The sequence below is a fragment of the Rhizobium oryzicola genome, from assembly GCF_030504645.1.
GTDB lineage: Bacteria > Pseudomonadota > Alphaproteobacteria > Rhizobiales > Rhizobiaceae > Neorhizobium > Neorhizobium oryzicola.
In genome coordinates this window covers 435,943-462,439 of record NZ_JAUKWQ010000003.1, presented here as the reverse complement: position 1 = coordinate 462,439, position 26,497 = coordinate 435,943, and the positions used below count along the sequence as shown (strand labels likewise).

General features: G+C 59.8%; 22 protein-coding genes, 2 pseudogenes and 1 riboswitch. Of the genes and pseudogenes, 17 read left to right on the top strand and 7 right to left on the bottom strand.

Features of this window, described 5'->3' with window-relative positions; genetic code table 11:
* The first annotated feature begins 89 nt into the window (after positions 1-89).
* Both Q2T52_RS12760 and Q2T52_RS12755 read left to right on the top strand, forming a co-directional pair.
* Positions 90-977, top strand: coding sequence for a carbohydrate ABC transporter permease (locus tag Q2T52_RS12760; RefSeq protein WP_302077286.1), 888 nt, complete (start codon positions 90-92; stop codon positions 975-977).
* 13 nt (positions 978-990) lie between these two features.
* The gene (locus Q2T52_RS12755) at positions 991-1,890 is read left to right on the top strand and encodes a carbohydrate ABC transporter permease (protein WP_302077115.1); all 900 of its coding nucleotides are present in this window, start codon (positions 991-993) and stop codon (positions 1,888-1,890) included.
* A gap of 281 nt (positions 1,891-2,171) precedes the next feature.
* On the opposite strand, the pseudogene Q2T52_RS12750 reads toward Q2T52_RS12755, so the two are convergent.
* From Q2T52_RS12750 to Q2T52_RS12740, 4 genes and pseudogenes are all read right to left on the bottom strand, one after another.
* Positions 2,172-3,684, bottom strand: a pseudogene (locus Q2T52_RS12750) (methyl-accepting chemotaxis protein); the annotation flags it as partial.
* Positions 3,685-3,714: 30 nt separating this feature from the next.
* Positions 3,715-4,161 (bottom strand): annotated as a pseudogene (locus Q2T52_RS26895) (HAMP domain-containing protein); the annotation flags it as partial.
* Positions 4,162-4,439: 278 nt separating this feature from the next.
* Positions 4,440-4,973, bottom strand: coding sequence for a carboxymuconolactone decarboxylase family protein (locus tag Q2T52_RS12745; RefSeq protein WP_302077113.1), 534 nt, complete (start codon positions 4,971-4,973; stop codon positions 4,440-4,442).
* 78 nt (positions 4,974-5,051) lie between these two features.
* On the bottom strand, positions 5,052-6,455 hold the full coding sequence (locus Q2T52_RS12740; RefSeq protein WP_302077112.1) for a mannitol dehydrogenase family protein: 1,404 nt from the start codon (positions 6,453-6,455) through the stop codon (positions 5,052-5,054).
* A 138-nt stretch (positions 6,456-6,593) separates the two neighbouring features.
* On the opposite strand from Q2T52_RS12740, the gene Q2T52_RS12735 reads away from it, so the two are divergent.
* Positions 6,594-7,424 carry a VOC family protein gene (locus tag Q2T52_RS12735; protein WP_302077111.1) on the top strand — a complete coding sequence of 277 codons (831 nt, stop codon included), beginning with the start codon at positions 6,594-6,596 and terminating at the stop codon, positions 7,422-7,424.
* 5 nt (positions 7,425-7,429) lie between these two features.
* On the opposite strand, the gene Q2T52_RS12730 is transcribed toward Q2T52_RS12735, so the two are convergent.
* Positions 7,430-8,101 carry a FadR/GntR family transcriptional regulator gene (locus tag Q2T52_RS12730; RefSeq protein ID WP_302077110.1) on the bottom strand — a complete coding sequence of 224 codons (672 nt, stop codon included), beginning with the start codon at positions 8,099-8,101 and terminating at the stop codon, positions 7,430-7,432.
* Positions 8,102-8,268: 167 nt separating this feature from the next.
* Between Q2T52_RS12730 and Q2T52_RS12725 the strand changes: the two genes are divergently transcribed.
* The 14 genes from Q2T52_RS12725 (at position 8,269) to Q2T52_RS12660 (ending at position 24,213) form a co-directional block, all read left to right on the top strand.
* A complete protein-coding gene (locus Q2T52_RS12725; RefSeq protein WP_302077285.1) occupies positions 8,269-9,810 on the top strand; it encodes a sugar ABC transporter ATP-binding protein in 1,542 nt (513 codons plus the stop codon).
* A gap of 10 nt (positions 9,811-9,820) precedes the next feature.
* Complete coding sequence (locus Q2T52_RS12720) at positions 9,821-10,858, top strand: ABC transporter permease (RefSeq protein ID WP_302077109.1); 1,038 nt, start codon at positions 9,821-9,823, stop codon at positions 10,856-10,858.
* Between the two features lie 94 nt (positions 10,859-10,952).
* Positions 10,953-11,894: an ABC transporter substrate-binding protein gene (locus tag Q2T52_RS12715; protein ID WP_302077108.1), complete on the top strand. Its 942-nt coding sequence runs from the start codon at positions 10,953-10,955 to the stop codon at positions 11,892-11,894.
* A gap of 65 nt (positions 11,895-11,959) precedes the next feature.
* Positions 11,960-12,964 (top strand): aldo/keto reductase, encoded by a 1,005-nt coding sequence (locus tag Q2T52_RS12710; protein ID WP_302077284.1) that lies wholly within the window; start codon positions 11,960-11,962, stop codon positions 12,962-12,964.
* Between the two features lie 3 nt (positions 12,965-12,967).
* Entirely contained in the window at positions 12,968-13,780 is an 813-nt protein-coding gene (locus Q2T52_RS12705; protein WP_302077107.1) for an amidohydrolase family protein, read from the top strand.
* Positions 13,781-13,792: 12 nt separating this feature from the next.
* A complete protein-coding gene (locus tag Q2T52_RS12700; protein ID WP_302077106.1) occupies positions 13,793-14,122 on the top strand; it encodes an L-rhamnose mutarotase in 330 nt (109 codons plus the stop codon).
* A gap of 12 nt (positions 14,123-14,134) precedes the next feature.
* Positions 14,135-14,869, top strand: coding sequence for an SDR family oxidoreductase (locus Q2T52_RS12695; protein ID WP_302077104.1), 735 nt, complete (start codon positions 14,135-14,137; stop codon positions 14,867-14,869).
* Positions 14,870-14,893: 24 nt separating this feature from the next.
* On the top strand, positions 14,894-15,739 hold the full coding sequence (locus Q2T52_RS12690) for a fumarylacetoacetate hydrolase family protein (RefSeq protein ID WP_302077103.1): 846 nt from the start codon (positions 14,894-14,896) through the stop codon (positions 15,737-15,739).
* A 78-nt stretch (positions 15,740-15,817) separates the two neighbouring features.
* A complete protein-coding gene (locus Q2T52_RS12685; protein ID WP_302077102.1) occupies positions 15,818-17,107 on the top strand; it encodes an L-fuconate dehydratase in 1,290 nt (429 codons plus the stop codon).
* A gap of 51 nt (positions 17,108-17,158) precedes the next feature.
* Positions 17,159-18,169 carry a zinc-binding alcohol dehydrogenase family protein gene (locus tag Q2T52_RS12680; RefSeq protein WP_302077101.1) on the top strand — a complete coding sequence of 337 codons (1,011 nt, stop codon included), beginning with the start codon at positions 17,159-17,161 and terminating at the stop codon, positions 18,167-18,169.
* 2 nt (positions 18,170-18,171) lie between these two features.
* Complete coding sequence (locus Q2T52_RS12675) at positions 18,172-19,698, top strand: UxaA family hydrolase (protein WP_302077100.1); 1,527 nt, start codon at positions 18,172-18,174, stop codon at positions 19,696-19,698.
* 63 nt (positions 19,699-19,761) lie between these two features.
* Positions 19,762-19,864: riboswitch (TPP riboswitch) on the top strand.
* Positions 19,865-19,920: 56 nt separating this feature from the next.
* Positions 19,921-20,739, top strand: coding sequence for a bifunctional hydroxymethylpyrimidine kinase/phosphomethylpyrimidine kinase (gene thiD, locus Q2T52_RS12670; protein WP_302077099.1), 819 nt, complete (start codon positions 19,921-19,923; stop codon positions 20,737-20,739).
* A 59-nt stretch (positions 20,740-20,798) separates the two neighbouring features.
* Positions 20,799-21,350 carry a recombination regulator RecX gene (gene recX / locus Q2T52_RS12665; RefSeq protein ID WP_302077098.1) on the top strand — a complete coding sequence of 184 codons (552 nt, stop codon included), beginning with the start codon at positions 20,799-20,801 and terminating at the stop codon, positions 21,348-21,350.
* A gap of 205 nt (positions 21,351-21,555) precedes the next feature.
* A complete protein-coding gene (locus tag Q2T52_RS12660; RefSeq protein WP_302077097.1) occupies positions 21,556-24,213 on the top strand; it encodes a DNA translocase FtsK in 2,658 nt (885 codons plus the stop codon).
* Positions 24,214-24,357: 144 nt separating this feature from the next.
* Here the strand turns inward: Q2T52_RS12660 and Q2T52_RS12655 are convergent, their stop codons facing one another.
* The gene (locus tag Q2T52_RS12655; RefSeq protein ID WP_302077096.1) at positions 24,358-25,707 is read right to left on the bottom strand and encodes an LLM class flavin-dependent oxidoreductase; all 1,350 of its coding nucleotides are present in this window, start codon (positions 25,705-25,707) and stop codon (positions 24,358-24,360) included.
* Between the two features lie 24 nt (positions 25,708-25,731).
* Positions 25,732-26,487, bottom strand: a complete 756-nt coding sequence (gene hutC / locus Q2T52_RS12650; RefSeq protein ID WP_302077095.1) for a histidine utilization transcriptional repressor HutC — start codon at positions 26,485-26,487, stop codon at positions 25,732-25,734.
* Positions 26,488-26,497 lie beyond the last annotated feature (10 nt).

Genomic DNA, 26,497 nt, shown 5'->3' with positions numbered 1-26,497 from the left:
TCAAGCGCCTCTTGTCGGAGCCTGGATATTTCATGACGATCACCAACACCCCGGAGCTTGCCTTGCCGGAGCGATCGCTCTGGTCTCGGATGACCAATAATCGCGACGTGCTCGGCTTTCTTTTCATGCTGCCGGCAGCGATCTTTCTCCTGTGCTTTCTCACCTATCCGCTGGGGCTGGGCGTCTGGCTCGGCTTTACCGACACCAAGATCGGCCGTGACGGCGTCTTCATCGGGCTTGAAAACTACCAGTTTCTGATGAGTGACCGGGTCTTCTGGCAGTCGGTCTTCAACACGGTGGTCTATACCTTTGCCGCCTCTGTCCTCAAATTCGCGCTGGGCCTATGGCTGGCACTGCTGCTCAACCAGCATCTGCCGTTCAAATCCTTCTTCCGGGCCATCGTGCTTCTGCCCTGGGTCGTGCCGACGGTGCTTTCCGCGCTGGCTTTCTGGTGGATCTACGACTCACAGTTCTCGATCATTTCCTGGTCATTGATGGAGATGGGCGTGATCAGCAGCCCGATTAATTTCCTGGGCGACCCGAACCTGGCGCGCGCATCCGTCATTGCCGCCAATGTCTGGCGCGGCATTCCCTTCGTGGCCATCTCCCTGCTTGCCGGTCTGCAGACCATTCCGGCCTCCCTGCAAGAGGCGGCCTCGCTTGACGGAGCCACCAGCTGGCAGCGCTTCCGCTATGTGACGCTGCCGATGCTGACCCCGATCATTGCTGTCGTCATGACCTTTTCGGTGCTCTTCACCTTCACCGATTTCCAGCTGATCTACGTGCTGACCAAGGGTGGCCCGGTGAATGCCACGCATCTGATGGCGACGCTGTCCTTCCAACGCGCCATTCCCGGCGGGCAGTTGGGGGAGGGGGCGGCCATCGCGGTCGCCATGATCCCCTTCCTGCTTGCCGCAATCATGTTCTCGTTCTTCGGGCTGCAGCGCCGCAAGTGGCAGCAGGGCGGGGGTGACTGAGATGGAGACCGTCATGACGTCAAAAGTAAAAGTCTCAGATGCCGTGCTGACCGATGACAGCCAGGGCATGTCCTATCTCAACAGCCTGCCCAGGCAGATCGTGACCATTTATCTGCCGATGGCCGTGTTCGTCTTCGTGCTGCTGTTTCCGTTCTACTGGATGGCGATCACGGCGGTGAAGCCGAACTCGCAGCTGACCGACTACAACAATTACAGCCCATTCTGGGTGGTTGGGGCGACGCTCGACCACATCAAATACCTGCTGTTCGAGACCTCCTATCCCGGCTGGCTGTGGAACACCATGCTGGTGGCGGTCGCCTCCACCTTCCTGTCGTTGGTGGCCTCAGTGCTCGGCGCCTATGCGATCGAGCGTATCCGTTTCACCGGTTCGCGCTCCGTCGGCCTGTTCATCTTCCTCGCCTATCTGGTGCCACCGTCGATCCTGTTCATTCCGCTCGCCTTCATCGTCTTCAAGATCGGCATCTACGACAGCCGCATGGCGCTGATCTTCACCTATCCAACCTTCCTCATTCCCTTTTGCACCTGGCTGCTGATGGGCTATTTCCGCTCGATCCCCTTCGAGCTTGAGGAAAGCGCGCTGGTGGATGGCGCCAGCCGCCTGCAGATCCTGACGAAGATCATCTTGCCGCTTGCTGTTCCAGGCCTCATCTCGGCTGGCATCTTTGCCTTCACCCTCTCCTGGAACGAGTTCATCTACGCGTTGACCTTCATCCAGTCCTCGGAGAACAAGACCGTACCCGTTGGCGTGCTGACCGAACTGGTACGCGGCGATATCTTTGAATGGGGATCGCTGATGGCGGGCGCGCTGTTCGGTTCGCTGCCGGTCGTCATCCTCTATTCCTTCTTCGTAGACTACTACGTTTCGTCCATGACCGGGGCGGTGAAGGAGTAGATAAAAAAGGAAGGGCCGCTCCCTAAAGGGGCGGCCCGAAGTTATTGGAGGTTTCTGTCAAACTTGAAGTCAGCGGAAATGGCCGTCGTCGTCGTCGGGTCCGCCAGTGCTCAACTCCAGTGCAAAGCCCCGAGCCTCGCCTTGCTGTCCTCTCGATGACATGTAAGCAGATTGGCGACCACCTTGTGCCACAGATTTTCCCTGTCGAGGCTCGGCCTTCATCCGTCCGGCGAGATTGGAAAGCGCCCGGGCGTTTCTCGATACGGTGGGCTCGCTCTTCGTGCGGAAGAAGGCGATGGATTCCTGCAGCAGCTCGGCTTGGCTGGCCAGTTCTTCCGAAGTTGAGCTGACTTTTTCTGACGCGGCAGCATTTTGCTGCGTTACTGTGTCCAATTGCTGGATGGCCAGGTTGATCTGCTCGGCGCCGACATCCTGTTCGCGGCAAGCAGCGCTGATTTCGGAAACGAGTTCAGCCGTTTTGCGAATATCCGGCACCAGGGTCGTCAACATTTCGCCGGCTTCCTGGGCAGCCTTGACGGTTTCCGTTGAAACCGAGCCGATTTCGGCAGCCGCCTTCTGGCTGCGCTCCGCGAGCTTGCGCACTTCGGATGCAACCACGGCGAAGCCGCGTCCATGTTCGCCGGCGCGTGCCGCTTCGACAGCGGCGTTCAGAGCCAGGAGGTCTGTCTGGCGGGCGATTTCCTGAACGATTGAAATCTTTTCCGCAATCGTCTGCATTGCGTCAACGGCCTTGCGAACGGCATTGCCGGAAAGCTCTGCATTTTTCGCGGACTGGCGAGCAATCTTTTCCGTCTGGGAAGCGTTATCAGCGTTCTGCTTGATGTTGGCTGCCATCTGCTCCATCGAGGCAGAAGCCTCCTCCGCGGCAGAAGCTTGCTCTGTGGCGCCCTGACTCATCTGTTCCGCACTAGCGGACAGCGCTTGGCTACCATCAGCAACCTGACCGGCAGCGGTGGCGACCTCTGTCGCAAATTTCGTCAGATTGGCGACGAGATCGTTTACCGCGTTCTTCATATGCTGATGATCGCCTTCGCACTCGATCTCGACACGTTCGGTCACATCGCCAGCACTGACAAGAGCCAGCACGCGGTTACCTTCACCAATCGGGATCAGAATTGCGTCCAGCATGCCATTGATGCCGGCAACCACCTTGTTGAAGTCGCCTACAAAGCGCGCGGCGTCACCGCGTTCGCTGAGGCGTCCCGCTGTTGCAGCATCGATCAGCCGCTGGATCTCACTCATAATGGCGCGCAGGTTGTTGCGCAGCGTTTCGATGGTTTCGTTGATGAAGGCCTTCTTACCGGGAAATTGCTCCAACACCGCGTTGAAATTGCCCTCGCCGAACTCCTTCACGCAGGCCATGGCCTTCTTCTTCACAGCAATATGGCCGGCGACCATGGCATTGATGCCTTCTGCCACAGTGGCGAAGTCACCTTTGAACTTCTCGACGGGTACAAAAACGTCAATGTCGCCCCTGTCATGTTCGGTCGACATGCGGTTCATTTCGGTGATCAGCGCCTTCACGTTACCGCGCAGAGTCTCGATCGTCTCGTTGATGAACGCCTTTTTGCCGGGAAACTGTTCGAGTTTTGCATCAAAGTTGCCCTCAGCGAACTCTTTGACGCAGGCCATGGCTTTCTTTTTCACCGCAATGTGGCCAGCGACCATGCCATTTATGCCTTCTGCCACAGTGGCGAAGTCACCCTTGAACTTCTGAACGGGTACAAAAATATCAATGTCGCCCCTGTCGTGTTCGGTCGACATGCGGTTCATTTCATTGATTAGCCCTTTCACGTTGCCGCGCAAGGTTTCAATTGTTTCGTTAATGAACGCCTTTTTGCCGGGGAGTTGTTCCATTGGTGCTTCGAAGTTGCCGTCGGCGAACTCCTTGACGCAGGCCATGGCCCTTTTCTTTACAGCAATATGGCCTGCTACCATATTGTTGATACCTTCGGCCATTGAGGCAAACTTACCACGAAATTCGTGCGCCGCGATGGTGACATCGATATCACCGCGCTCATGCTCGCTCGCCATCTTTTCCATCTGGGCGCTGAGGCGGTTGATCGGACGCGTCACGCTGCTCAGAAGGGCGTTCACCGCATCGAGGATTTCACGAGCATCGCCTGTTGCGGTTTGCACGTCCGCTCGAACGTCAAGATCGCCTTCCTCTATGAGTTGGGTCACGTAGCGAATAGCTGCCACAGCCGTTGCTGGTCGCGAAGATTTCTTGAAGTCGAGTAGGCCGGACATGTTTGCTCCGTTCAAAAGACATGCGAGCCAGACGGTTGCGTCGGCGCTCCGACCGCTCAGCTCTATCCCACTCGGAAGATTATCGTATTAGGCTTTAATGCATCATGAATTCCAAGAAGTGATTTCTGATAATAATAATTCAGGGTTGTTTAAGTAATGATAAATATGAGGCGGGATATGAGATATTTTTTTCTGCTTAAAGCTAGTTCAAATTTGCATTCAGCTTGTATCGAAAATAAACGCATTGGTCAGACTGTGGTTGACAGACTGACAGGCAATCAAAAAGTGTTGGTCGGGGCATACGGTTCCAGTTCTACGTCGAATGGCACTTCCACCACATTGTTGAACACAGCCGTTGCCAGCATGATCCCGCTAAACGCCACCAGATCCACCAGCGCCTTTGCATCATAGCGAGCTTTCAGTCTTGCCCAGATCGCTGGCGGGATGTGGCGCGAATTGCGCACTATCGCCCGGCCAAACGCATCGAGAAGCTGATCCTCCTCCCGCAGTTCCAGCGCATCAGGATTGGCGCCCGACAACGTGATTGCCCTGCGGAAGAAGGTGACCGCGATCCTGGAGCCCGCCTCTTCGGAGATCGCCTTGCAGAAAACCTGCACGGCCCGGTCGTCGAGAACCCCGTTCAGCTCTGCGCGCAGCGTGAACCATTCGGCATAGATGCGGTGCGCCTCCGGCGAATGCAGAAGCGTGCGCTTCATGTTGGTCATGCGTCCCCGCGCTTCCACCTCCGCATCATGCGCCGCACGAATGTGTTGAGGCGCGGTATCGTAGTCGATCATGGGAATATGCGGCATGGACAATCCGGTTCTTCTAATGCGTTACCGAAAGATCTAACCGCTTCGCCCACCTTGGGAAAGGTGATGCGGACGACCTCACGCAAAACTGCGGATGGCTGCATTGACCTTATCTCGCCAAGCGCGCGCTTCGACAAGTGCTGGCGGGAAAAGACCCGGTATTGCGAAAAAGCTGGCTGACGGATCTGCTGCATTCATCGCCGACGCGGCACGCAACACCTCCTCGCGACGCGGATCATCGCAATCACCGCGTTTTGCGACAGCGGCCATCCATACGCCCACTGCATAAGCGGTCGCAGCGCCATCCTCGCCGCTCGCCAGCGCGTCTACGGCCGGTGATAGCAAACGCTGCGGCAGTTTCTGGGTGGTGTCGAGCGCGATCTGCAGATTGCGATGGGCAATGGTGGGATTGGAAAACCTTTCCAGGAGTTCGTCGATATAGGCGGGAAGATTGATGCCCGGCACGGGATCGAGTGTCCGCACCACCTCTTCCATGTGCGCGCGCGCGCTAACCGCAAGTTCCGGCACGGCCATGTCGTCCCTGATATAGTCAAGGCCGTGCAGAATGCCGAGATGGGCGAGAAGCGTATGGGAGCCGTTGAGCAGCCTGAGTTTCATCTTCTCATAAGGTTCCACATTGTCGGCAAAGATTGCGCCGGCCGCTTCCCAGGCCGGACGTCCATCCGTGAAACTGTCTTCGATCACCCATTGCAGGAACGGTTCTGTATCGATCGCGAGGCTGTCGGTCACTCCCAGCAGACGCTCTGCACGGTCGAGTGTTTCCTGCGTGGCCGCTGGCACGATGCGATCCACCATCGAGCAGGGAAAGGCGCCATTGGATGCGATCCATTCTGCGAGGTGCGGATTGTGATGCTCTGCCATTTCAAGCACCAGACGACGGATGACCTTGCCATTTGAAGGCAGGTTATCGCAGCACAGAACCGTGAAGGGTTTTGCCCCCGCCTGTCGCCGCAGTTCCAAGCCACGCACGATGAAGCCGAGAATACCGGAAGGAGCATGCGGCGAAGCAAGATCTGCCGCCACGGATGGGTGATGAAGATCAAGACCGCCCGTCACAGGATCTAGGCCATAGGCTTTTTCCGAAACGGTCATGGTAACGACGCGGATCTCGGGCGATGCAAGATATTGAAGAACGCGATCGCTATCCGTTGCGGCGCAAATCCAGTCCACGGTCGCACCGATGATCTCGGAACTATCGCCTGCTTCGCTGCGCACGGTGATCGAATAAAGCCCATCCTGAGCAGCCAGCGCCTCGACCGGTTGGGAAGAGCGAAGATTGACCGCCACGATTCCCCATGGGCCAAACTCTTCTTCAAGCGCGCGCTGCGTGTAAACGGCCTGATGGGCGCGATGAAAGGCCCCAAGCCCGAAATGAACAATGCCTGGCTTCAACTGGCTGCGGTCGTAGCCGGGCTGACGGACCTGTTCCGGCAATGCGGCTTCGTTGCAAAGACGGTTCATGATCGGGCTCCTCCTCCTGATTTATGTGCGCACCGGGTTTAGCCGGTAATGATGATTTGTGTAGGCCGTTCCTCGCAAGCCTTCCAAGCGCGGACGACGCGTCCTATAGCTGCGGAAAAGCCAAGACGGAGAAGCCCCATGAGCCAAGCGAAAAGACGAATCGATCATCTGGTTCTGGCTGTTCGAGACCTCGATGCAGCTGGCTTGTTCTACGAAAGGCTCGGCTTTCAGGTGGGTGCGCGCAATCGCCATCCCTGGGGCACGGAGAACCGCATCGTGCAGTTCCAGTCGTCTTTCCTTGAGTTGATTACGGTGGGGGATGCGTCTCTGATCCCGCCGCATAGCCCCGGCCATTTCAGCTTCGGCGCCTTCGTGCGGGATTATCTGGCGAAGCGCGAGGGATTGGCCATGCTGGTGCTCGACAGTGGCGACTCCAAAGCGGATGCGAGGCTCTTCGCGGAGCGGGGTATAGGCCGCTTCGAGCCCTTCTTCTTCGAGCGGAAGGGGCGTCGGCCAGACGGCAGCGAAACCCATGTGGCCTTCACGCTGGCTTTTGCCGTCGATCCCGGCGTGCCGAACGCATCCTTCTTTGTGTGCCAGCAACATTATCCGGATGCCTTCTGGAATCCAGTGTTTCAGCAGCATCCCAACGGCGCCACCAATGTCGGATCGGTCCGCGTCGAGGCCGCCGATCCTATCAGCCATGCGGCATTTCTTCGCGCGTTTACCGATGGCGAAAGGGAAGCCGATGCTCCCGTCTTCGCCTTGCGCAATCACGGGCAAATCGAAATTGCCACACAAGCCTCTCAGGGTGGCCTGACTGACTTTTCCGTGCATGTTCCGGACGTGGCTGCGGTCGCGATCCGACTGGAGGAGGCAGGAATTCCCTATGTGGCTCGCGCGAGCGCCATCACTGTCGCGGCGGTGGATTGCTTCGGCGTCAATTTGCACTTCAAGACGACCTCGTAAGCACATCAATTTTCAAGCCAACGCCGGCGCGATGCGGTGAGGTGAGCGTGCATGGCCGCCTGCGCCGCCAGCGGGTCACGCATGTCGAGGGCGGTCAGGATTGCCTCGTGTTCCTGAAGTGCGGCAAACCATGTTTCCGGCGTTTCGAAGCGTCCGCGCATGTGGTCGGACATGGGGCTATGACGCTCGTCGAACAGGTTGGCGACGATATCCGCCAGCACGGAATTACCCGCCTGCTCCGCAATCGTCAGGTGGAACTGGCGATCCTGATCGATGGGCTTGCGACCCTCGGCAATTTCCGCCCGCATCGAGTCCAGGATTGCACTGAGTGCCTCGATGAAGGAATCGGTTACGGCAGCAGCCGCCTTGGCGATGACGGCACTTTCGATCACGGCGCGTGCCTGCATCAGTTCCGTCGGGCTTTCGCCGAGGGATCGCTGCCCGTTGGATGTCTTGGCTGGAGACAAGGCATAAATCCCTGACCCCATACGGATCTCGATGGTGCCATCAATTTCCAACGCAATGAGTGCTTCACGCAGCGAGGGTCTGGACACGCCAAGCGTCTGCGCCAATTCACGTTCCGGTGGCAGCCGCGATCCAGCCGGATATTGGCCGTTCTGGATCAGTTGACGAACCTGATCTGCGATCTGCTGATAGAGGCGTTTGGGCAATGTCATAGTGGTCAGGCCAATTTGTTTCGTAATGTCTGTTGAGGCCGAATTAATCCGCTTCTCGGCATGTCTGCAAGAGAATTCGAAAAATTGGCTTGACCAATTATCGGGCCTTGCCCTATGTCTGCCTCAACGAAGGTCTGGGAGGCTTTCGACAGTTGGAGGACATCGCGATGGGAGGAGTTTCGCTTGCGCATAGCGAGCGTGAGCCCGCGCCGCTGCTTTTGAAACTCGAGGGCGTGAGCAAGGAGTTTCCCGGCGTCAAGGCATTGCAGAATGTTAGCCTGGAGCTGCGCGCCGGTGAGGTTCACGCGGTCTGTGGCGAGAACGGCGCGGGCAAATCGACCCTCATGAAGATCATCAGCGGAGTCTACCAAAGGGACGCTGGCGAGATGGTCTACAAGGGCCAGACGGTCCATTTCACCTCCACGCTGCAGTCCGAGGCGGCGGGTATCGCCATCATCCATCAGGAACTTAACCTCGTTCCGCATCTTTCGGTCGCAGAAAACATCTATCTGGCTCGCGAGCCGCGTCGCGGTTTCATGGTCGACCGGCGCAAGCTGCGCCAGGATGCAAAACGCTGTCTCGACCGTCTCGGCGTCGATATCGATCCGGATGCGCAGGTGCGCACGCTGTCCGTTGCGCAGCGGCAGATGGTCGAAATCGCCAAGGCGCTGTCGCTCGATGCTTCCGTGCTGATCATGGACGAGCCGACGTCGTCGCTCACCGAGCAGGAGGCGCAGCTTCTCTTCCGTGTTATCCGTGACCTGAAGCGCGAAGGCACCGGCATCATCTACATCTCGCACCGTCTGGATGAGATGGCTGAAATCGTCGACCGCGTGACCGTGCTGCGGGATGGACGCTATATTTCGACTGATGACTTCCACACCATCACAGTGGACCAGATCGTCGCGCGCATGGTGGGCCGCTCGCTGGAAGAGAAGTTTCCGACGCCGACGCGCTGGCCGACGGAAGAGGTCATCTTCTCCGTTTCCGGTCTCACCCGAAGCGGCATCTTTTCCGATATCAGCTTTGATCTTCGCCGCGGAGAGATCTTAGGGTTCGCTGGGTTGATGGGTGCCGGTCGCACGGAAGTTGCGCGGGCGATCTTCGGCGCGGACCCGTTCGACAGCGGAACGATCACGCTCGAGGGGCATCAGCTTTCCATCCGTGATCCGCGTTCGGCCATCGAGGCCGGCATTGCCTACCTTTCCGAAGATCGCAAGGCGGAAGGCCTGGCGCTGAAGATGCCTGTCGATGCCAACCTGACGCTTGCCAACATGGAAGCCGTCGCCAACCCCTTCGGCGTCATCGATCAGGAACTGCACCGTCAGTCCAGCCAGCATTATGTCGACCTCCTGAATATCAGGACGCCCAGCCTCAGTCAGCCGGTTCGCCTGCTGTCCGGCGGCAACCAGCAGAAGATCATCATCGGCAAATGGCTGTTCCGCCAGCCGAAGATCATGTTCTTCGACGAGCCGACCCGCGGCATTGATGTGGGCGCTAAGCTTGCGATCTACCGGGTGATGGACGAACTCGCGGCCAAAGGCATCGGTATCGTGCTGATCAGTTCGGAGCTGCCGGAAATTCTCGGCCTCTCCGACCGGGTGGCGGTGTTCCACGAGGGCCGCATCACCGCAACGCTGACGACGCGTGACGCGTCGCAGGAAGACATCATGCTTTATGCCTCCGGCCGCGGCCGGCAGCGCCACTGAGGAATAACTTATGGCTGACATCACCACCGGCAAGCCGCAACCGGCGCCCCAGCGAAAAGGTCTGAGCGACCGCCAGAAGGATATCATCCAGAAGTTTGCAGCACTTGGCAGTCTGGTTATTCTGGCTGCCGTCTTTGCCGTTACGTCGAATGCCTTCCTCACCGTCAACAACGGCATGACGATCGCACTTCAGGTGACCTCGATCGCGCTGCTCGGCATTGGGGCTACTTATGTCATTATCACCGGCGGCATCGATCTCTCTGTGGGTTCCGTTCTGGCGCTTGCCGGCGTCGTCGCAGCGCTTGCCGTGAAAGAACTCGGAATGCCTGTCTGGATTGGCATGCTGCTCGGCATTCTCACCGGTTCTGCCTGTGGCGTGATCAACGGTCTCGTCATCACCAAACTGAAGCTGCCGCCCTTCATCGCAACGCTTGGCATGATGCTGATCGCCCGCGGCGTCGCGCTGCAGATCACCGGCGCGCGCGCGGTGTCCGGTCTTGGCGAATCCTTCGGCGTACTGGGCAACGGGTCGCTGCTGCGCTTCGAATCCATCGATGACCAGGGTTTTCCGGTCGTGAGTTTCCCGGGCATTCCCTATCCGGTCGTACTGATGATCGTCATCGCGGTGGTGGCCTCCTTCGTGCTGAACCGCACCGTGCTCGGTCGCCACATCTATGCGACGGGCTCCAACGGCGATGCCGCCAAGCTTTCAGGCGTGAATGTCCCGCGCGTCACTGCCTTCACCTACATCGTGTCAGGCACTCTGGCGGGTTTGACGGGCTGTGTGCTGATGTCGCGCCTCGTCACCGCCCAGCCGAACGAGGGCGTGGCCTATGAACTGGATGCGATTGCATCTGCGGTCATCGGCGGCACATCGCTGATCGGGGGCGTCGGCACGATCTCCGGCACCTTCATCGGCGCCTTCGTGATCGGCATCCTGCGCAACGGCCTCAACATGAATGGCGTCTCCGCCTTCACACAGCAGATCATCATCGGCCTCGTCATTCTCGGCACGGTCTGGATCGACCAGATCCGCAACCGCAAGTGAGCTGAGCCGGTTTGGCAAGAGAAAACGGGAAGGGGAGGAGCCTTCCCCCGCATCGGTCCCCGGCAGGGACCGGAAAACTTAAGGAGGAGAAACTATGCGTAAACTTGCCCTGGCCCTTGCGGCCTCCGTCTTCGCGCTTTCGGGCGCAGCCTCCGCTTCGGCGGGCGAAATTGCCGTCATCGTCAAGACTGTAAACTCCACCTTCTGGCAGAACGTCCAGAAGGGCGCGGATGCCGCCATCGGCAAGCAGAAAGCGCACACCATGACCTTCCAGGGGCCGGCCGCGGAATCCGCCATCGCCGACCAGGTGAACATGGTGGAGAACGCCGTCAACCGTAAGGTCGATGCGATCCTTCTTGCGCCGTCCGATCCGGATGCACTGGTTCCGGCCGTCAAGAAGGCCTGGGAAGCCCGCATTCCGGTCGTAATCATCGACTCCATGCTGTCGAAGGATGCAGAGAAGTATTACCAGGCCTTCCTCGCCACGGATAACAAGGCTGCTGGCGAACTCGCCGCAAAGGCGTTGATCGCCAAGGTCGGTACCGAAGGCAAGATCGCCGTCATGTCCTATGTGGCCGGTGCGGGTTCGGAAATCGGACGTGTCGGCGGCTTCACCGATTACATCAAGAAGAACTCCAAGCTCCAGATCGTCGGTCCGTTCTACTCGCAGTCACAGATGGCGACCGCTCTGAACCAGACCACCGACGTGCTGGCCGCGAACTCCGACCTCAAGGGCATCTTCGGCGCCAATGAGCCGACGGCAATCGGCATGGGCCGCGCCATCAAGCAGGCCGGCAAGGCTGGCAAGCTGGTCGCCATCGGCTTCGACGGCAATCAGGACCTGCAGGAATTCGTGAAGGACGGCACGCTGGAAGCCACCATCGTGCAGGGCTCCTACCAGATGGGTGAAAAGGGCGTGGATACGCTGCTGAAGCTCCTGAACAAGGAAAAGGTTGAGAAGGTCATCGATACCGGCGTTGTGGTGGTCACCAAGTCCAACATCGACAAGCCGGAAGCCAAGAACGTTCTCTACTGAAACAGCGAGGCGCGCGGGGTTTTCCGCGCGCTTCTTCCCAGGTTTTGAAAATGACGGGCAGGACAATGCAGGTCAATGACAGGCGCAAGCTGCGCAATCGCGATGTTTCCTTCACGGCGATGGGCCTCGGCTGTGCGCAGATGGGCAGTCTCTATCGCTGGACGAGCTATCAGGAATCGCTTGGTGCGTTCGATGCCGCCTGGGATGCGGGCATCCGCTATTTCGATACGGCTCCGTTTTATGGCTATACGCGCTCCGAACGCCGTCTCGGTACCATGCTGACGGAGCATGAGCGCGGCGATTACGTCGTTTCCACCAAGGTGGGCCGCGTGATGGTGCCGGACGAGACGGTCGGACCCGAGGAAGACACCTACGTCCAGCCGCTGCCTTTCCGCCCGGTCTATGATTACACCTATGATGCCATCCTGAAATCCTTCGAATCGAGCCAGCAGCGTCTTGGCGTGCTGAAACCTGACATTCTCTATGTGCATGACATCGGCCGCGTCACGCATGGTGACCGGCACGAGCATTACTGGCAGCAACTCACCAAGGGTGGCGGCTTCAAGGCTCTGGGAGAATTGCGGGCGGCGGGACAGATCAAGGCGGTCGGTCTCGGCGTCAATGAATGGCAGGCCGTGTGGGATGCCATGGACGAGTTCGATATCGATGCCGCCATGCTCGCCGGTCGCTATACGCTCATTGAGCAGGAAAGCTTGAAACTGCTGGATCGGGCGGAGAAGGCTGGCGTCGGCATCGTCGTGGCCGGTGCTTTCAATTCCGGCCTGCTGGCCGGCAACAGGAAGTTCAACTATGCGGATGCGCCGGCAGAGCTTCTGGCGCGCGTTTCCGAGGTCGAGGCGGCCTGTGCTGCGGAAGGCGTTTCCATGCAGGCGGCGGCGCTGAACTTCCCGCTGCTGCACCCGGCTGTGGTGACGGTCGTATCCGGTGCCCGCAACGCGGAGCAGCTGAAGGCAAACATCGCCTGGATGCAGGAACAGATCCCATCCTCTGTCTGGAAGGCGCTGAAGGACAAGGGCGTGATTGCCGACGGCGCGCCGATCGGAGCCTGAGCGATGATCATCGACGCGCACCAGCATTTCTGGCTGATGAAGAACCGGGAGGGCCAGTGGCCACCGCCGGAACTGGCCGCGATCCATAGGGATTTCGGACCCGAGGATCTTTCGCCGCATTTGGCCCAGACTGGTGTCACGGGCACTGTGCTGGTGCAATCCCTGCCCAATGTGGATGACACGCGCTTCATGCTGGATCTGGCGGATCGGCATGATTTCATCCTCGGCGTTGTCGGTTGGGCGGATCTGAAGGCCCCCGAGGCACCTCAAGTCATCGCAGAGCTGGCGAAGTCGCCTAAGCTCAAGGGCCTGCGCCCGATGCTGCAGGACATTGCCGTGGATGACTGGATCTCCGATCCCGCCCTCGATCCGGCGATCGATGCCATGCGTTTGGCTCGCCTGACGTTCGACGCGCTGGTTCTGCCGCGGCATCTGGAACACCTGGAGAAGTTCGCGCGCCGCCATCCGGATCTGCCCATCGTCATCGATCACGGCGCAAAGCCGATCATCGCGGATGGTCTCTACAGCGACTGGCGGCGGGCCATGGCGCGTCTGGCGGATCTGGAAAATGTCTGCTGCAAGCTATCAGGCCTATTGACGGAAGCAGGAAGCCAGAAGCCGCAGGCCGTGCGCCCCTATGCCGAAACCATTCTGGAGCTTTTCGCAATGGAGCGGGTGATGTGGGGCAGCGACTGGCCGGTCGTCAATCTCGTCAGTGACTACAAGACTTGGCTTGAGCAGGCGCGGTTGATCGTACCTGAGGCCGCGTGGGGCCGGGTGTTCGGCGACAATGCCAGACAGTTCTACGGAATTTGAGGGAGAAGTTGAATGCAGCGCATGGGAATGGTGATCGGCCTGCAGCCGGGCAAAATCGAGGAATACAAGCGGCTGCATGCCGCCGTTTGGCCGGAGATCATCGATCTGATTTCCCGCTGCAACGTGAAGAACTACTCGATCTTCCTCAAGGAGCCGGAAAACATGCTGTTCGGCTATTGGGAATATCACGGCACGGATTTCGAGGCCGACATGGCCAAGATGGCGGCTGACCCGAAGAATCAGGAATGGTGGTCCTTCTGTATTCCCTGCCAGAAGCCTTTCGAAACGCGACAGGAAGGTGAATGGTGGGCGATGATGGAACAAGTGTTCCATATGGATTGAGAGGGCATTCGCATGAGCAAGAAACTGGATGGCAAGATTGCAGTGGTGACGGCGGCAGGCCAGGGTATTGGCCGCGCAAGCGCGCTCGCCTTTGCAGAGGCCGGCGCCACGGTCTGGGCGACCGATATCAATGAGGGGGCCTTGGCCTCGCTGGATGGCATCGCCAATATCAGGACGGCGCGGCTGGATGTGCTGGATGCCGGTGCGGTCGCCGGCTTCTTCGGTCGGGTTGGTCGCGTCGATGTGCTGTTCAATTGTGCCGGTGTCGTGCACGGCGGAACGGTACTGGAACTGGCCGACAAGGATCTGGATTTCGCCTTCAACCTCAACGTCCGCGCCATGATCCGCACCATTCAGGCGGTACTGCCCGGCATGCTTGAGCGCGGTGACGGTGCCATCATCAACATGGCTTCCATCGCTTCGTCCTCCAAGGGCGTGCCGAACCGGTGTGCCTATGGCGTGACGAAGGCGGCCGTAATCGGCCTCACCAAGTCCGTCGCGGCCGACTACGTGGCAAAGGGTATCCGCTGCAACGCCATCTGCCCCGGCACCGTCGAAAGCCCGTCGCTGGAAGAGCGCATGCGTGCGCAGGGCAATTACGAGGAAGCGCGCGCCGCCTTCATCGCCCGTCAACCGATGGGCCGTCTCGGCACACCGGAGGAAATTGCCGATCTCGCGGTTCACCTCGCAAGTGCTACCTATACCACCGGCCAAGCCTATGGAATCGATGGCGGCTGGTCGATCTGAGTTTGAATTGAAAGGAATAGACCCATGAAGTTTCTTCGCCATGGCCCGGCAGGGGCCGAAAAGCCCGGCCTGTTCGCCAGCGACGGCACGATCCGCGATCTCTCCGGCCATGTGTCGGATCTCTCCGGTGCAGCACTTGATCCGCACGCGCTCGCCAAGCTCGGCGCCATTGATACCTCCACGCTTCCGGTCGTGGACGCATCAACCCGTCTCGGTCCCTGCGTTGCCGGCACCGGCAAGTTCATCTGCATCGGCCTCAACTACTCCGACCACGCCGCCGAAACCGGCGCCACGGTTCCGCCGGAGCCGATCATCTTCATGAAGGCGACGTCCGCCATTGTTGGCCCGAATGATGACGTGCTGATCCCGCGCGGTTCCGAAAAGACGGACTGGGAAGTCGAACTGGCTGTCGTCATCGGCAAGACCGCGAAATATGTCTCCGAGGCTGAAGCACTGGATTATGTCGCCGGCTACTGCGTCACCAACGACGTGTCCGAGCGCGCTTTCCAGACGGAGCGCTCCGGCCAGTGGACCAAGGGCAAGTCCTGCGACACGTTTGGCCCGATGGGTCCGTGGCTGGTCACGAAGGATGAGATCACCGATCCGCAGAACCTTGGCATGTGGCTGAAGGTCAACGGGCAGACCATGCAGAACGGTTCGTCGAAAACCATGGTCTATGGTGTTGCCTTCCTCGTTTCCTACCTCTCGCAGTTCATGTCGCTGCATCCGGGTGATGTCATCTCGACTGGCACGCCGCCCGGCGTCGGCATGGGCTTGAAGCCGCCGCGCTATCTGAAGGACGGCGACGTGGTCGAGCTTGGCATCGAGGGCCTTGGCACCCAGAAGCAGACCTTCAAGGCAGACCGCTGAGGCAGCACCGGTTCAAATGTTTGCAGGTCCGTTGGGAGAACCGGCTCCCCAAACGGCGGACCTGCAAAAGAGGCTTCCATGACCCGCATTACCAACCTCAGCGTTTTCGATCTGCGCTTCCCGACCTCCGCAAGCCTTGACGGTTCCGACGCGATGAATCCGGATCCGGATTATTCGGCTGCTTATGTGGTTCTGGAAACCGACAGGCCTGACATTGCGGGCCATGGCCTGACCTTCACCATCGGGCGCGGTAACGATATCTGCTGCATGGCGATCGAGGCGATGCGCCATCTGGTGGTGGGCGTAGATTTGGCCGAGGTGAAGGCCGCACCCGGCAAATTCTGGCGCAAGCTGACGGGTGACAGCCAGTTGCGCTGGATCGGCCCGGACAAAGGCGCCATGCATCTTGCCACCGGCGCCGTCGTCAATGCCTTCTGGGATGCCATGGCCAAGGAAGCCGGACTGCCGGTCTGGAAATTCGTCGCCACCATGTCGCCGGAAGACATCGCCGATATCGTCGATTACCGCTATCTGACCGACGCCCTGACCCGTGACGAGGCGCTCGCCATTCTGCGCAAGGCGGAAGAGGGCAAGGCGGAGCGCATCGCCACCCTCGAACGGGAGGGCTACCCTTGTTACACCACCTCCGCTGGCTGGCTGGGCTATGGGGACGAGAAGCTTCGGCGTCTGGCACAGGAGGCGGTTGATGCTGGCTTCAACCATATCAAGATGAAGGTGGGGCGTGATCTCAAAGACGATATCCGCCGCCTCACCATTGCGCGCGAAGTGATCGGCCCGGATCGCTACCTGATGGTGGATGCCAATCAGGTCTGGGAAGTGGGACAGGCGATCGAATGGATGCGCGAGCTTGCCTTTGCCAAGCCCTTCTTCATCGAGGAGCCGACGAGCCCCGACGATGTCGCCGGCCATCGAAAGATCCGCGAGGCGATTGCGCCGATCAAGGTCGCGACCGGCGAGATGTGCCAGAACCGCATCATGTTCAAGCAGTTCATCACCGAGAACGCGATCGATATCGTGCAGATCGATTCATGCCGTATGGGCGGATTGAACGAAGTGCTGGCGGTACTGCTGCTCGCGGCCAAATACGGCAAGCCGGTCTGGCCTCATGCAGGCGGCGTCGGGCTTTGCGAATATGTGCAGCATCTCTCGATGATCGATTTCATTGCTGTGTCTGGCACCAAGGAAGGCCGGGTGATCGAATATGTCGATCATCTGCACGAGCATTTTCTCGACCCCTGCGTGATCCGTGATGCAGCCTATATGCCACCGACGCGCCCCGGCTTTTCCATCGAGATGAAGCCGCAGTCGATCTCAACCTACACATTCAAGAAGCAGGAAGCGGCTTGATCGTGCCGATACGGCGCGCGGTTGTTTCCGAACCATATGCAAGGATATCCCATGAAAGCCCTTTTGTGTGACGAACCAGGCCGCCTCTCGCTCGTCGAGCGGGATGTTCCCAAGCGGGCGGAAAATGAGGTGCTGGTGCGAATCCGCCATGTCGGCATCTGCGGCACGGATTTTCACATCTATGCCGGCAAGCATCCCTTTCTCGAATATCCGCGGGTGATGGGGCATGAGCTTTCCGGCATTGTCGAAGAGGCGCCTTCCGGCTCCTCGCTCAAGAAGGGGGAGCCGGTCTACATCGTCCCCTATCTCTCCTGCGGCACCTGCCATGCCTGCCGCAAGGGGCTGACCAATGCCTGCCAGAACATTCAGGTCCTTGGCGTTCACCGCGATGGCGGCATGACGGAATATCTCTCCGTGCCGGAACAAAACGTGGTGCCGACAGGCGGCATTTCGCTGGTCGATGCGGCGATGATCGAGTTCCTCGCCATTGGGGCGCATGGTGTGAAGCGCGGCTCGATTACCAGTCAGGACCGTGTTCTGGTGACGGGCGCTGGTCCGATCGGCATGTCCGCCATCATCTTTGCCAAGGCCCGAGGCGCTGATGTGACCGTGATCGACACACGCGAAGACCGGCTGGCCTTTGCCGTCGATGGACTGAAGGCAAATGCGTCGCTATTTGCCGATGCCTCCGCCGAGGAACAGGTGCAGAAAATGACCAGCGGCGATGGCTTTGACGTGGTGATCGATGCGACCGGTAATGCCATCCCCATGCAGCGCGGCTTCAATTTCCTGGCGCATGGCGCGCGCTATGTCCTGTTGTCCGTTGTTCGGCAGGATATCACCTTCTCAGATCCGGAGTTCCACAAGCGCGAGGCGACGCTGTTTGCGAGCCGTAATGCGCAACCGGATGATTTTGCGGAAGTCGTCCGTCAGATGGAGGCAGGCAATGTGCCGTCGCGCGCGCTCAACACGCATTCCGGCCGCCTGGAAGATGGCGTGCAGCTTTTTCAAGACTGGTCGCGACCGGAAGCCGGCGTGATCAAGGCAATCCTGGAGGTCTGACGATGACACAAAGCCGCATCTTGCGCCTTAACCCGGCGGACAATGTCGTCGTCGCCATTGCCGATCTGCCGACAGGAAGTGCCGTCGAAGGGGACATTGTCACCCGCGCCCGCGTGCCGCGTGGCCACAAGATTGCCGCGCGCGGTATTCCGGCGGGCGAGCCGATCCGTAAGTTCGGGCAGATCATCGGCTTTGCCAGCGTGGCGATCGAGCCGGGCGAATGGGTGCATGAGAAGAATGTGACCATGGGCGAGGATTTCGAGCGCGATTATGCCTTCGCGGCCGATGCGAAGCCTGTCGAGAGCCTTCGTCCGGGGGAGGTGCCGGCCTTCTTCGACGGTTTCCGCCGCGCCGATGGCCGGGCCGGCACCCGCAACTATATCGGCATCCTCTCTTCGGTGAACTGTTCCGCCACGGCGGTGGATTACATCGCTGATGAAATCATGCGCTCCGGCATCTTGAGGGACTATCCTGACATCGACGGCATCGTGCCTCTGCCGCACGGACAGGGCTGCGGAATGGCGGGCCGCGGCGAGGCCTTCGACGTGCTCTCGCGGACGCAATGGGGCTATGCCAGCCACCCGAATTTCTCTGCCGTGCTGCTGGTCGGCCTTGGTTGCGAGGTCTTCCAGATCCCGCGCATGAAGGACACCTATGGCATTGCCGAGGGCGATCACTTCCAATCATTGACGATCCAGGAGACCGGCGGCACGCGCAAGGCCGTCGAGGCCGGTGTTGCGCGCATCAAGGAAATGCTGCCCTTCGCGGCGAAGGTGAAGCGCCAGCCCATTCCCGCCTCGGAACTGACGCTTGCTCTGCAGTGCGGCGGCTCGGATGGTTATTCAGGCTTGACGGCCAATCCGGCGCTCGGCGTGGCCGCTGATATGCTGGTGCGGCAGGGTGGTACGGCGATCCTCTCGGAAACGCCGGAGATTTATGGCGCCGAACATCTCTTGACCCGCCGCGCGGAAAGCGCTGAGGTCGGCCAGAAGATCGTCGATCTCATTCACTGGTGGGAAGACTATACCGCCAAGAACGGTGGCGAGATGAACAACAATCCCTCACCGGGCAACAAGGCGGGCGGGTTGACGACGATTCTCGAGAAGTCCTTGGGCGCGGTCGCCAAGGGTGGCAATTCGACGCTTCGTGGCGTCTATCGCTATGCCGAACGCATCGATCGCAAGGGCTTTGTCTACATGGATACGCCCGGATATGATCCTGTTGCGGCGACCGGACAGGTGGCGGGCGGCGCCAATATTCTGGCCTTTACCACGGGCCGCGGCTCCGCCTATGGCTGCAAGCCGGTACCCTCCATCAAGCTTGCCACCAATAGCGAGCTTTATGCCCGCATGCCCGACGACATGGACATCAATTGCGGCGATATCGTTGAAGGCGTCACCCTTGAGGAAAAGGGCCGCCAGATCTTTGAGGAAGTGCTGGCGGTGGCTTCCGGCAAGCAGACCAAGTCAGAAGAACTGGGCTATGGCCGTAACGAGTTCGTGCCGTGGCAGATCGGTGCTGTGATGTAACCGGCACCGGCGCTCGTGCGCATGTATCCTGTTGACAGCGGCAGCGCATTGAAAGATGTCTGCATTTATTCCGAGGGGAGCACCGCACGGTGCTGAGATGGCGTGGAGCCGGACCCTTGAACCTGATCCGGGTCATGCCGGCGTAGGAACGGAAAGTTCAGGACTTGCCCGGATCTCCTCGTCCCCATGTCTGGATCATCCTTGAACGAGGATATGCGCGACATGACACCGATCGCTTTGACAATTGCCGGTTCCGACAGTGGCGGCGGGGCCGGGATCCAGGCGGATCTGAAGAGCTTTTCGGCGCTCGGCGTCTACGGGGCAAGCGTCATTACCGCCATCACCGCGCAGAACACACGCGGCGTCAGCGCGGTCGAGGATATCTCTCCCACCATAATCGCCGCGCAGATCGATGCCGTCCTTTCCGACCTTGCTGTCGGCGCGATCAAGATTGGCATGGTCTCGCGTAGCGAAACGATTCTGACGATTGCTGGCAAGCTTTCTGGTTTCGCGGGGCCTGTGGTTGTCGATCCTGTCATGGTCGCCACATCAGGGGATCGTTTGCTGCGCGAGGATGCAATTGTGGCATTGAAGGAAAAACTCATTCCGCTTGCTGCCATTGTCACGCCCAACCTGCCGGAAGCAGCCTTGTTGACGGGCCAGGAGATTGGCCGCACTGAGGCCGCGATGATGGAGCAGGGTCGGGCCATACTGGGGCTAGGCGCCAAGGCTGTGCTGATGAAGGGCGGTCACGGAGAGGGTGCGGAAAGTGTGGACCTGCTGCTGACACAAGACAGTGTGCGGCCCTTCAGTTCGCTCAGAATCGATACCCGTAACGATCATGGCACCGGCTGCACACTGGCGGCTGCGATTGCGGCCGGGCTCGCCAGAGGGCTTGTGCTCGAAGAGGCGGTCGGCGCGGCGAAGGCCTATCTTCACGCCAGTCTTGAGGCGGGCCGCCATCTGAAGGTCGGATCGGGCCACGGTCCCGTGCATCACTTCCATGCATGGTGGCCTGCTTCCCAGGGCAACGCCTTGTAGGGTTGGCAGGCCAGCCGGTTTCTGCGAAGGCTGCAAAGGCAAATCGCGGATACCGAATAATGACACAGCCCGACCAAACCGATCCCCCGCCAACATCGCGCATGCTGTCCTGGGTCCGCAATTCGGCGGCCTATCGTCTTTCCAAGCAGATGATGACGGAGAAGCAATTGGGCGATGCCATTGCCCGCAAGGCACGGCAGAAATTCGAAGGCATTACCGACAATCAACTGAAAGCCCTGAGCGAAGCGGCCATTGCTTTTGGAAAGGACATGAAGGCGCTGGACGACACCGCCTATGCCGAAATTCGTACCCGCAGCGCTTCGCGCGCCGGAAAGTCGAAAAAGGCGATCAGCCAGAAACTGGTTCAGAAGGGGGTGGACCGGCAGATCGTGCAGGAAGCCGTGGCCGAAACCGATGATCTGACCGCTGCCATCGTGTTTGCGCGCAAGCGCGCCTTCGGCCCTTTTCGAAGGGTTGAGCTTGATGAAAAGCAGAAGGCCAAGGAGCTTTCCGCCTTCGCCCGGCAGGGTTTTTCCTTCGAGATCGGCAAGCGCGTGCTGGGCATGGAGCGGGATGAGGCGGAGGAATTGCTGGTGTCTCTTCCCTGGTGATGTGCCGAGATGGGATGAAAGCGCCGGATTGTCGAGCCTTAGCCGCGAATATAGATGATATATCAAAGTCCTAAAGCATTTTCACATGTGCAGTGCCGTTAAAAATATCCTGGGTCTGAGACGGGGTTTGAGCCAGTTGGAAAGGAGCCATTAACCTTTATTTTCTACTTCAGAGGACTGCCATCTTTGTACGCGGTTGGGTCCCATGCACTTCAATAGAAACAACTTCAATAAGACCTCTGATACCAGCCAGACCCGAGATGGAACTTCGCACGCGCAGCGCAATGATCACCCGGCTCCGCTTCATGCACCAGACCCACAGCAGGTGAGGGCCGAGCAGCAGGCCGTCTGGCAATCCGCATTCCATCTGGCGCCCAATGTGCGCTTCACCCGCACGCCTGAAAACAATCTTGCTCGCCAGAAGGGGCGCGATGTCGCGCCGGTCGCACCGGAAGAGCGCGTACCCGCTGCCGCTGGCCGTCTGGTCGAGCCTGTCGACATGGAGCCAGCTGCGCTTCGCCCGGGTCAGGATGCTTCGCAAAAGATGGTCGAAGTGCTTCAGGACGTGGCCAGTGCCATGCAGCAGGCAGCCATGGCGCCCATCGCGTCTGTCGCGCCGAAGCCCAAGCCGGAACCATCGCCGCGCGCGCTGATCGTCAAAAGGGCGCGGCCGGATCTTGCCGCCCGCATGGTGCCGCCGGGCGCAAAAATGCCGGAACCCGCCCCGCCATCCGAACCCGCCGTCACTGAAACACCTGCCGCGCCGGAGGCGTCATTGCATTCATCATCCGCCCAGACGAAGCCCACAGCCGACATCTGGCTTTCCGACTTTGCCTTCTTTGAAAATGGGCCGGTCGATCTGCCGGCTGCGTCCGCCGAGCCGGCTATTCCTGCCATCAACGCACACTATGTGACGCCTGCTGCCGAACCCGCTCCCGTCATGCTGAAGCGCCGGCTGGCGGAAATCATCCGCCAGCCTCTACCGGATACGGCAACCATTACGGTCAATTCCGTGACGGCGCTTTATCGCGAAGTGCGTCCCGGCATGCGCCTGCATCGTCCTGTGCCGGTGCAGATCGTGGCACCGGTTCAGCCCGCGCCGCAAGTCGTTCCGCAGCCTGTTGCTGTGGTGGAAGCCACTGCACCGGAAGTCATTCTTCCCGCAGCCGTCGAGGCCCCGGCTCCACAGGCCGAGGTCGTGGCTGTTGCCCCGGAGGTGACCGCACAGCCAGCTCTTCGCGTCGCCAATGTGGTTCCGCGCCGTCAGCCGCAGGGCCTGCCGGGACTTGCCGGTGGACTGACCCCGCGCCAGAGCGATGACGCCTACGAATTCCCGCCGATCTCGCTGCTGCAGGAGCCCTTCGGCCAGCAGGCGGAAGCGGTGCAGCCGGATGCCCTGCAACAAAGCGCCGGGCTGCTCGAAAGCATTCTCGAAGACTTCGGCGTCAAGGGTGAGATCATCGACGTGCGTCCCGGTCCGGTCGTGACGCTTTACGAATTCGAACCCGCCCCGGGCGTCAAATCCTCCCGCGTTATCGGTCTTGCCGATGATATCGCCCGTTCCATGTCGGCCCTTTCGGCGCGTGTTGCCGTGGTGCCCGGTCGCAATGTCATCGGCATCGAGCTGCCCAATGCCGTTCGCGAAATGGTGTTCTTCCGAGAACTCATCGAATGCGAGGATTACTGGGAAACCAAGCATCGCCTGCCGCTCTGCCTTGGCAAAACGATTGGCGGCGAGCCTGTTATCGCAGAACTCGCCAAGATGCCGCATCTGCTGGTGGCCGGCACCACCGGCTCGGGCAAGTCGGTTGCGATCAACACCATGATCCTGTCGCTGCTCTACCGGCTGCGCCCGGAAGAATGCCGCCTGATCATGATCGATCCCAAGATGCTGGAGCTCTCCGTCTATGACGGCATCCCGCATCTGCTGACGCCCGTCGTGACCGACCCGAAGAAGGCGGTGCTGGCCCTGAAATGGGCTGTTCGCGAGATGGAAGACCGCTATCGCAAGATGTCGCGCCTCGGCGTGCGCAATATCGATGGATATAATGCCCGCGCTGCCCAGGCTCGCGAAAAGGGTGAGACGATCACCGTCAGCGTCCAGACTGGGTTCGACCGCAACACCGGTGAGATCGTCTACGAGGATCAGGAACTGGATCTCTCGCCGATGCCCTACATCGTGGTCGTGGTCGACGAGATGGCTGACCTGATGATGGTTGCCGGCAAGGAAATCGAAGGTGCCATCCAGCGTCTGGCGCAGATGGCGCGTGCCGCCGGTATCCATCTGATCATGGCGACCCAGCGTCCGTCCGTCGATGTCATCACCGGCACGATCAAGGCGAACTTCCCGACCCGCATCTCCTTCCAGGTCACATCGAAGATCGACAGCCGCACGATTCTGGGCGAACAGGGTGCCGAACATCTGCTTGGTCAGGGCGACATGCTGCATATGGCGGGCGGCGGACGCATCATGCGCGTGCATGGTCCCTTCGTCTCTGATGCCGAGGTCGAGCATGTCGTCACGCATCTGAAGGCGCAAGGCCGCCCGGATTACCTCGGCAATGTGACCGAGGATGAAGACGAGCAGGAAGAGGATGCACCCGTTGATGCCGCCGTATTCGACCGTTCCGGCATGGGCGCCGAAGACTCGGACGACCTCTATGACAAGGCCGTCAAGGTCGTCATGAAGGACCGTAAGTGCTCGACCTCCTATATCCAGCGGCGTCTGTCGATCGGCTATAACCGTGCCGCCTCGCTGGTGGAACGCATGGAGAAGGAAGGGCTAGTTGGCCCGGCGAACCATGTGGGCAAGCGCGAGATCATTTCGGGCCGGCCAGCGGGAGCCATGCCGGAAGAAGGTTGATCGGCCTGGGACTAGATAAACCTCCACGGCGTCATGGTCGGGCTTGACCCGACCATCCGTAGACCACTGAAGCCATGGATCCTCGGGTCAAGCCCGAGGATGACGTAGAAGATGTGATCGGGCCGATCGCACGGGCTTTCAACCTCAGCCCTTGCGCGCCGCCGCATACCTGTTGACAGGCATTGAAATGCCGAGGTTTTCCCGCAGCGTCTTGCCTTCATATTCCTCGCGGAATAAGCCACGCCGCCGCAGTTCCGGCAGCACCAGCCGCACGAAATCTTCAAGGCTGGCGGGAAGAGTGGGGAACATCAGGATGAAGCCGTCGGCGGCGCCCGCCTCGAACCATTCTTCCATGAAGTCAGCAATTTCGGTCGGCGTGCCGGTAATGCCATTGCCCGTGCTCTTTTCCGCGTAATGGCGGATGAGATGGCCGAGCGTGTGGCCCTGCTTGATATAGTCTGTCAACTCCTCGAACAGAGCCTTTGACCCCTTGGGTTCGGCCGGAAGCCGCTCCATCGGGAAGGGTTCATCAAGCGCTGCGCCCGAAAGGTCCGTCTCCAGGAATTCGCCCAGCATCCAGCGACCGACATCGGGGTGCAGGTTGTCGATCAGGAAATCGACTTTCGCCTGAGCCTCTGCCTTCGTTTCTCCGACGTTCAAGACGACGCCCGGCATCATCTTGAGATCGCTGGTCGCGCGACCGTATTTCGCCATGCGGCCCTTTACGTTTTCCGCAAACGCCTTGTTGCGCTCCAGGTTGGAGGCGAGGCTGAAGACGATCTCTGCCGTGCGGGCGGCCAGTTCCATGCCCGCTTCCGAACCGCCGGCCTGGGCGATGATGGGTCGTCCTTGCGGCGAGGCGGCAATGTTCAGCGGCCCGCGCACCTGGAAATGCTTGCCCTTGTGATTCAGGAGGTGAAGCTTGTCCTTGTCGTGATAGAGCCCGGCGGCCTTGTCGAGGATCAGCGCGTCCGGCTCAAAACTGTCCCACAGGCCGAAAACGACATCCACAAATTCCGAGCCGCGTTCATAACGCCAGCTATGCGGTGGCAGCCCGTCATAATTGTAGTTGTAGCCGGTTTCGTCATGATCCGATGTCACGACATTCCAGCAGGCACGCCCGCCGCTGAGGTGGTCCACGGAGGCGAAGATACGCGCGATATTATAGGGCTCGTAATAGCTGGTGGAGGCGGTGGCGACGAAGCCGAGCTTTTCCGTGAGTACCGAAAGCGCTGATATCAGAGACAGTGGCTCGAAGCGGTTCATCTTGGTGGGCGAGCGCGCCAATGCATCGGCATCGCCGATCGCAGCCGCCGGCGAATCCGCCAGGAACATGAAGTCGAATTTCGCCGCCTCGGAGATCTTTGCCACGTTCAGCAGGTGATCGATCTTGTTGGCGCCGTTCACATCGGCCGCCGGATGCCGCCAGGCTGCCGGGTTGAAGCCAAATGTATAGACAAAAGTTCCGAGTTTGAGTTTGTCTTGCCGCGCCATGGCGCTCTGTCCTTTCCAGGTGGATTACATGCCGAGGGGATTGAGGGATTGGGTGGGCGTAAACCGCGCCGTCAGAGCGTGCTGCGCGCCGGGATAAGTGAGGCGGACGCGGGTGACGGTTTCGTCGAGGCGCCATGTCTGGCGCTCCACCAGCAGGACCGGGGCGCCTTTAGGCACCGAAAGATACTTCGAAGTGGCATCATCCGCCGCCTCCGCCGCAATACGATGTTCCGCCGCATTCCAGGGAACGTGCTGCAACAGCCACGGACCGGGCGCAAGCTCCCGGAAGCTTTCACTTTCTGCCTGCGGCACCACCGACAGGTTTATCAGCCGCTCTTCCAGGCAAAAGGGCTCGCCCCCGGCGTAATGCAGGCAGGAGAGTTGCAGCAGGCGACGCCTCGACGAGAGCGATAGCGCGTCCTGCTCCGCTTTGGTCGGCGAACGCACGGTTCGATCCTGGATATCGAAATGGTAATCGAGCCCGAGCGCTTCCACCTCATGCCTGATGTCGTAGATTTCGAGGATCGCGCTCTGGGAGTTCTGCGGCATCACAATGCTGCCGGTCTTGCGCCGCCGAAGTACGAGTCCTGCCCGCGCCAGCTGCGTCACAACCTTGTTCACCGTCATGCGGGAGCAGGCATATTGTTCGGTGAGCGCCTGTTCGGATGGAATCTTGTAACCGGGCGGCCAGCGACCCGTGAGGATGTTGTCCTCAATATCCTTCAGGATGCGCTGGTGAAGAGAAAGGGACACTTCCGGTCGAATATTCATCGTGGCCATGCCTCCTCCT

Coding starts and splice junctions, on each gene's coding strand:
- Q2T52_RS12685 (WP_302077102.1), top strand. CDS start 15,818: ATGACCCGCATTACCAACCTCAGCGTTTTCGATCTGCGCTTCCCGACC.
- Q2T52_RS12745 (WP_302077113.1), bottom strand. CDS start 4,973: ATGCCGCATATTCCCATGATCGACTACGATACCGCGCCTCAACACATT.
- Q2T52_RS12680 (WP_302077101.1), top strand. CDS start 17,159: ATGAAAGCCCTTTTGTGTGACGAACCAGGCCGCCTCTCGCTCGTCGAG.
- Q2T52_RS12760 (WP_302077286.1), top strand. CDS start 90: ATGACCAATAATCGCGACGTGCTCGGCTTTCTTTTCATGCTGCCGGCA.
- hutC (WP_302077095.1), bottom strand. CDS start 26,487: ATGGCCACGATGAATATTCGACCGGAAGTGTCCCTTTCTCTTCACCAG.
- recX (WP_302077098.1), top strand. CDS start 20,799: ATGACACAGCCCGACCAAACCGATCCCCCGCCAACATCGCGCATGCTG.
- Q2T52_RS12730 (WP_302077110.1), bottom strand. CDS start 8,101: ATGACATTGCCCAAACGCCTCTATCAGCAGATCGCAGATCAGGTTCGT.
- Q2T52_RS12695 (WP_302077104.1), top strand. CDS start 14,135: ATGAGCAAGAAACTGGATGGCAAGATTGCAGTGGTGACGGCGGCAGGC.
- Q2T52_RS12705 (WP_302077107.1), top strand. CDS start 12,968: ATGATCATCGACGCGCACCAGCATTTCTGGCTGATGAAGAACCGGGAG.
- Q2T52_RS12690 (WP_302077103.1), top strand. CDS start 14,894: ATGAAGTTTCTTCGCCATGGCCCGGCAGGGGCCGAAAAGCCCGGCCTG.
- Q2T52_RS12710 (WP_302077284.1), top strand. CDS start 11,960: ATGCAGGTCAATGACAGGCGCAAGCTGCGCAATCGCGATGTTTCCTTC.
- Q2T52_RS12740 (WP_302077112.1), bottom strand. CDS start 6,455: ATGAACCGTCTTTGCAACGAAGCCGCATTGCCGGAACAGGTCCGTCAG.
- Q2T52_RS12700 (WP_302077106.1), top strand. CDS start 13,793: ATGCAGCGCATGGGAATGGTGATCGGCCTGCAGCCGGGCAAAATCGAG.
- Q2T52_RS12720 (WP_302077109.1), top strand. CDS start 9,821: ATGGCTGACATCACCACCGGCAAGCCGCAACCGGCGCCCCAGCGAAAA.
- Q2T52_RS12735 (WP_302077111.1), top strand. CDS start 6,594: ATGAGCCAAGCGAAAAGACGAATCGATCATCTGGTTCTGGCTGTTCGA.
- Q2T52_RS12715 (WP_302077108.1), top strand. CDS start 10,953: ATGCGTAAACTTGCCCTGGCCCTTGCGGCCTCCGTCTTCGCGCTTTCG.
- thiD (WP_302077099.1), top strand. CDS start 19,921: ATGACACCGATCGCTTTGACAATTGCCGGTTCCGACAGTGGCGGCGGG.
- Q2T52_RS12660 (WP_302077097.1), top strand. CDS start 21,556: ATGCACTTCAATAGAAACAACTTCAATAAGACCTCTGATACCAGCCAG.
- Q2T52_RS12755 (WP_302077115.1), top strand. CDS start 991: ATGACGTCAAAAGTAAAAGTCTCAGATGCCGTGCTGACCGATGACAGC.
- Q2T52_RS12675 (WP_302077100.1), top strand. CDS start 18,172: ATGACACAAAGCCGCATCTTGCGCCTTAACCCGGCGGACAATGTCGTC.
- Q2T52_RS12655 (WP_302077096.1), bottom strand. CDS start 25,707: ATGGCGCGGCAAGACAAACTCAAACTCGGAACTTTTGTCTATACATTT.
- Q2T52_RS12725 (WP_302077285.1), top strand. CDS start 8,269: ATGGGAGGAGTTTCGCTTGCGCATAGCGAGCGTGAGCCCGCGCCGCTG.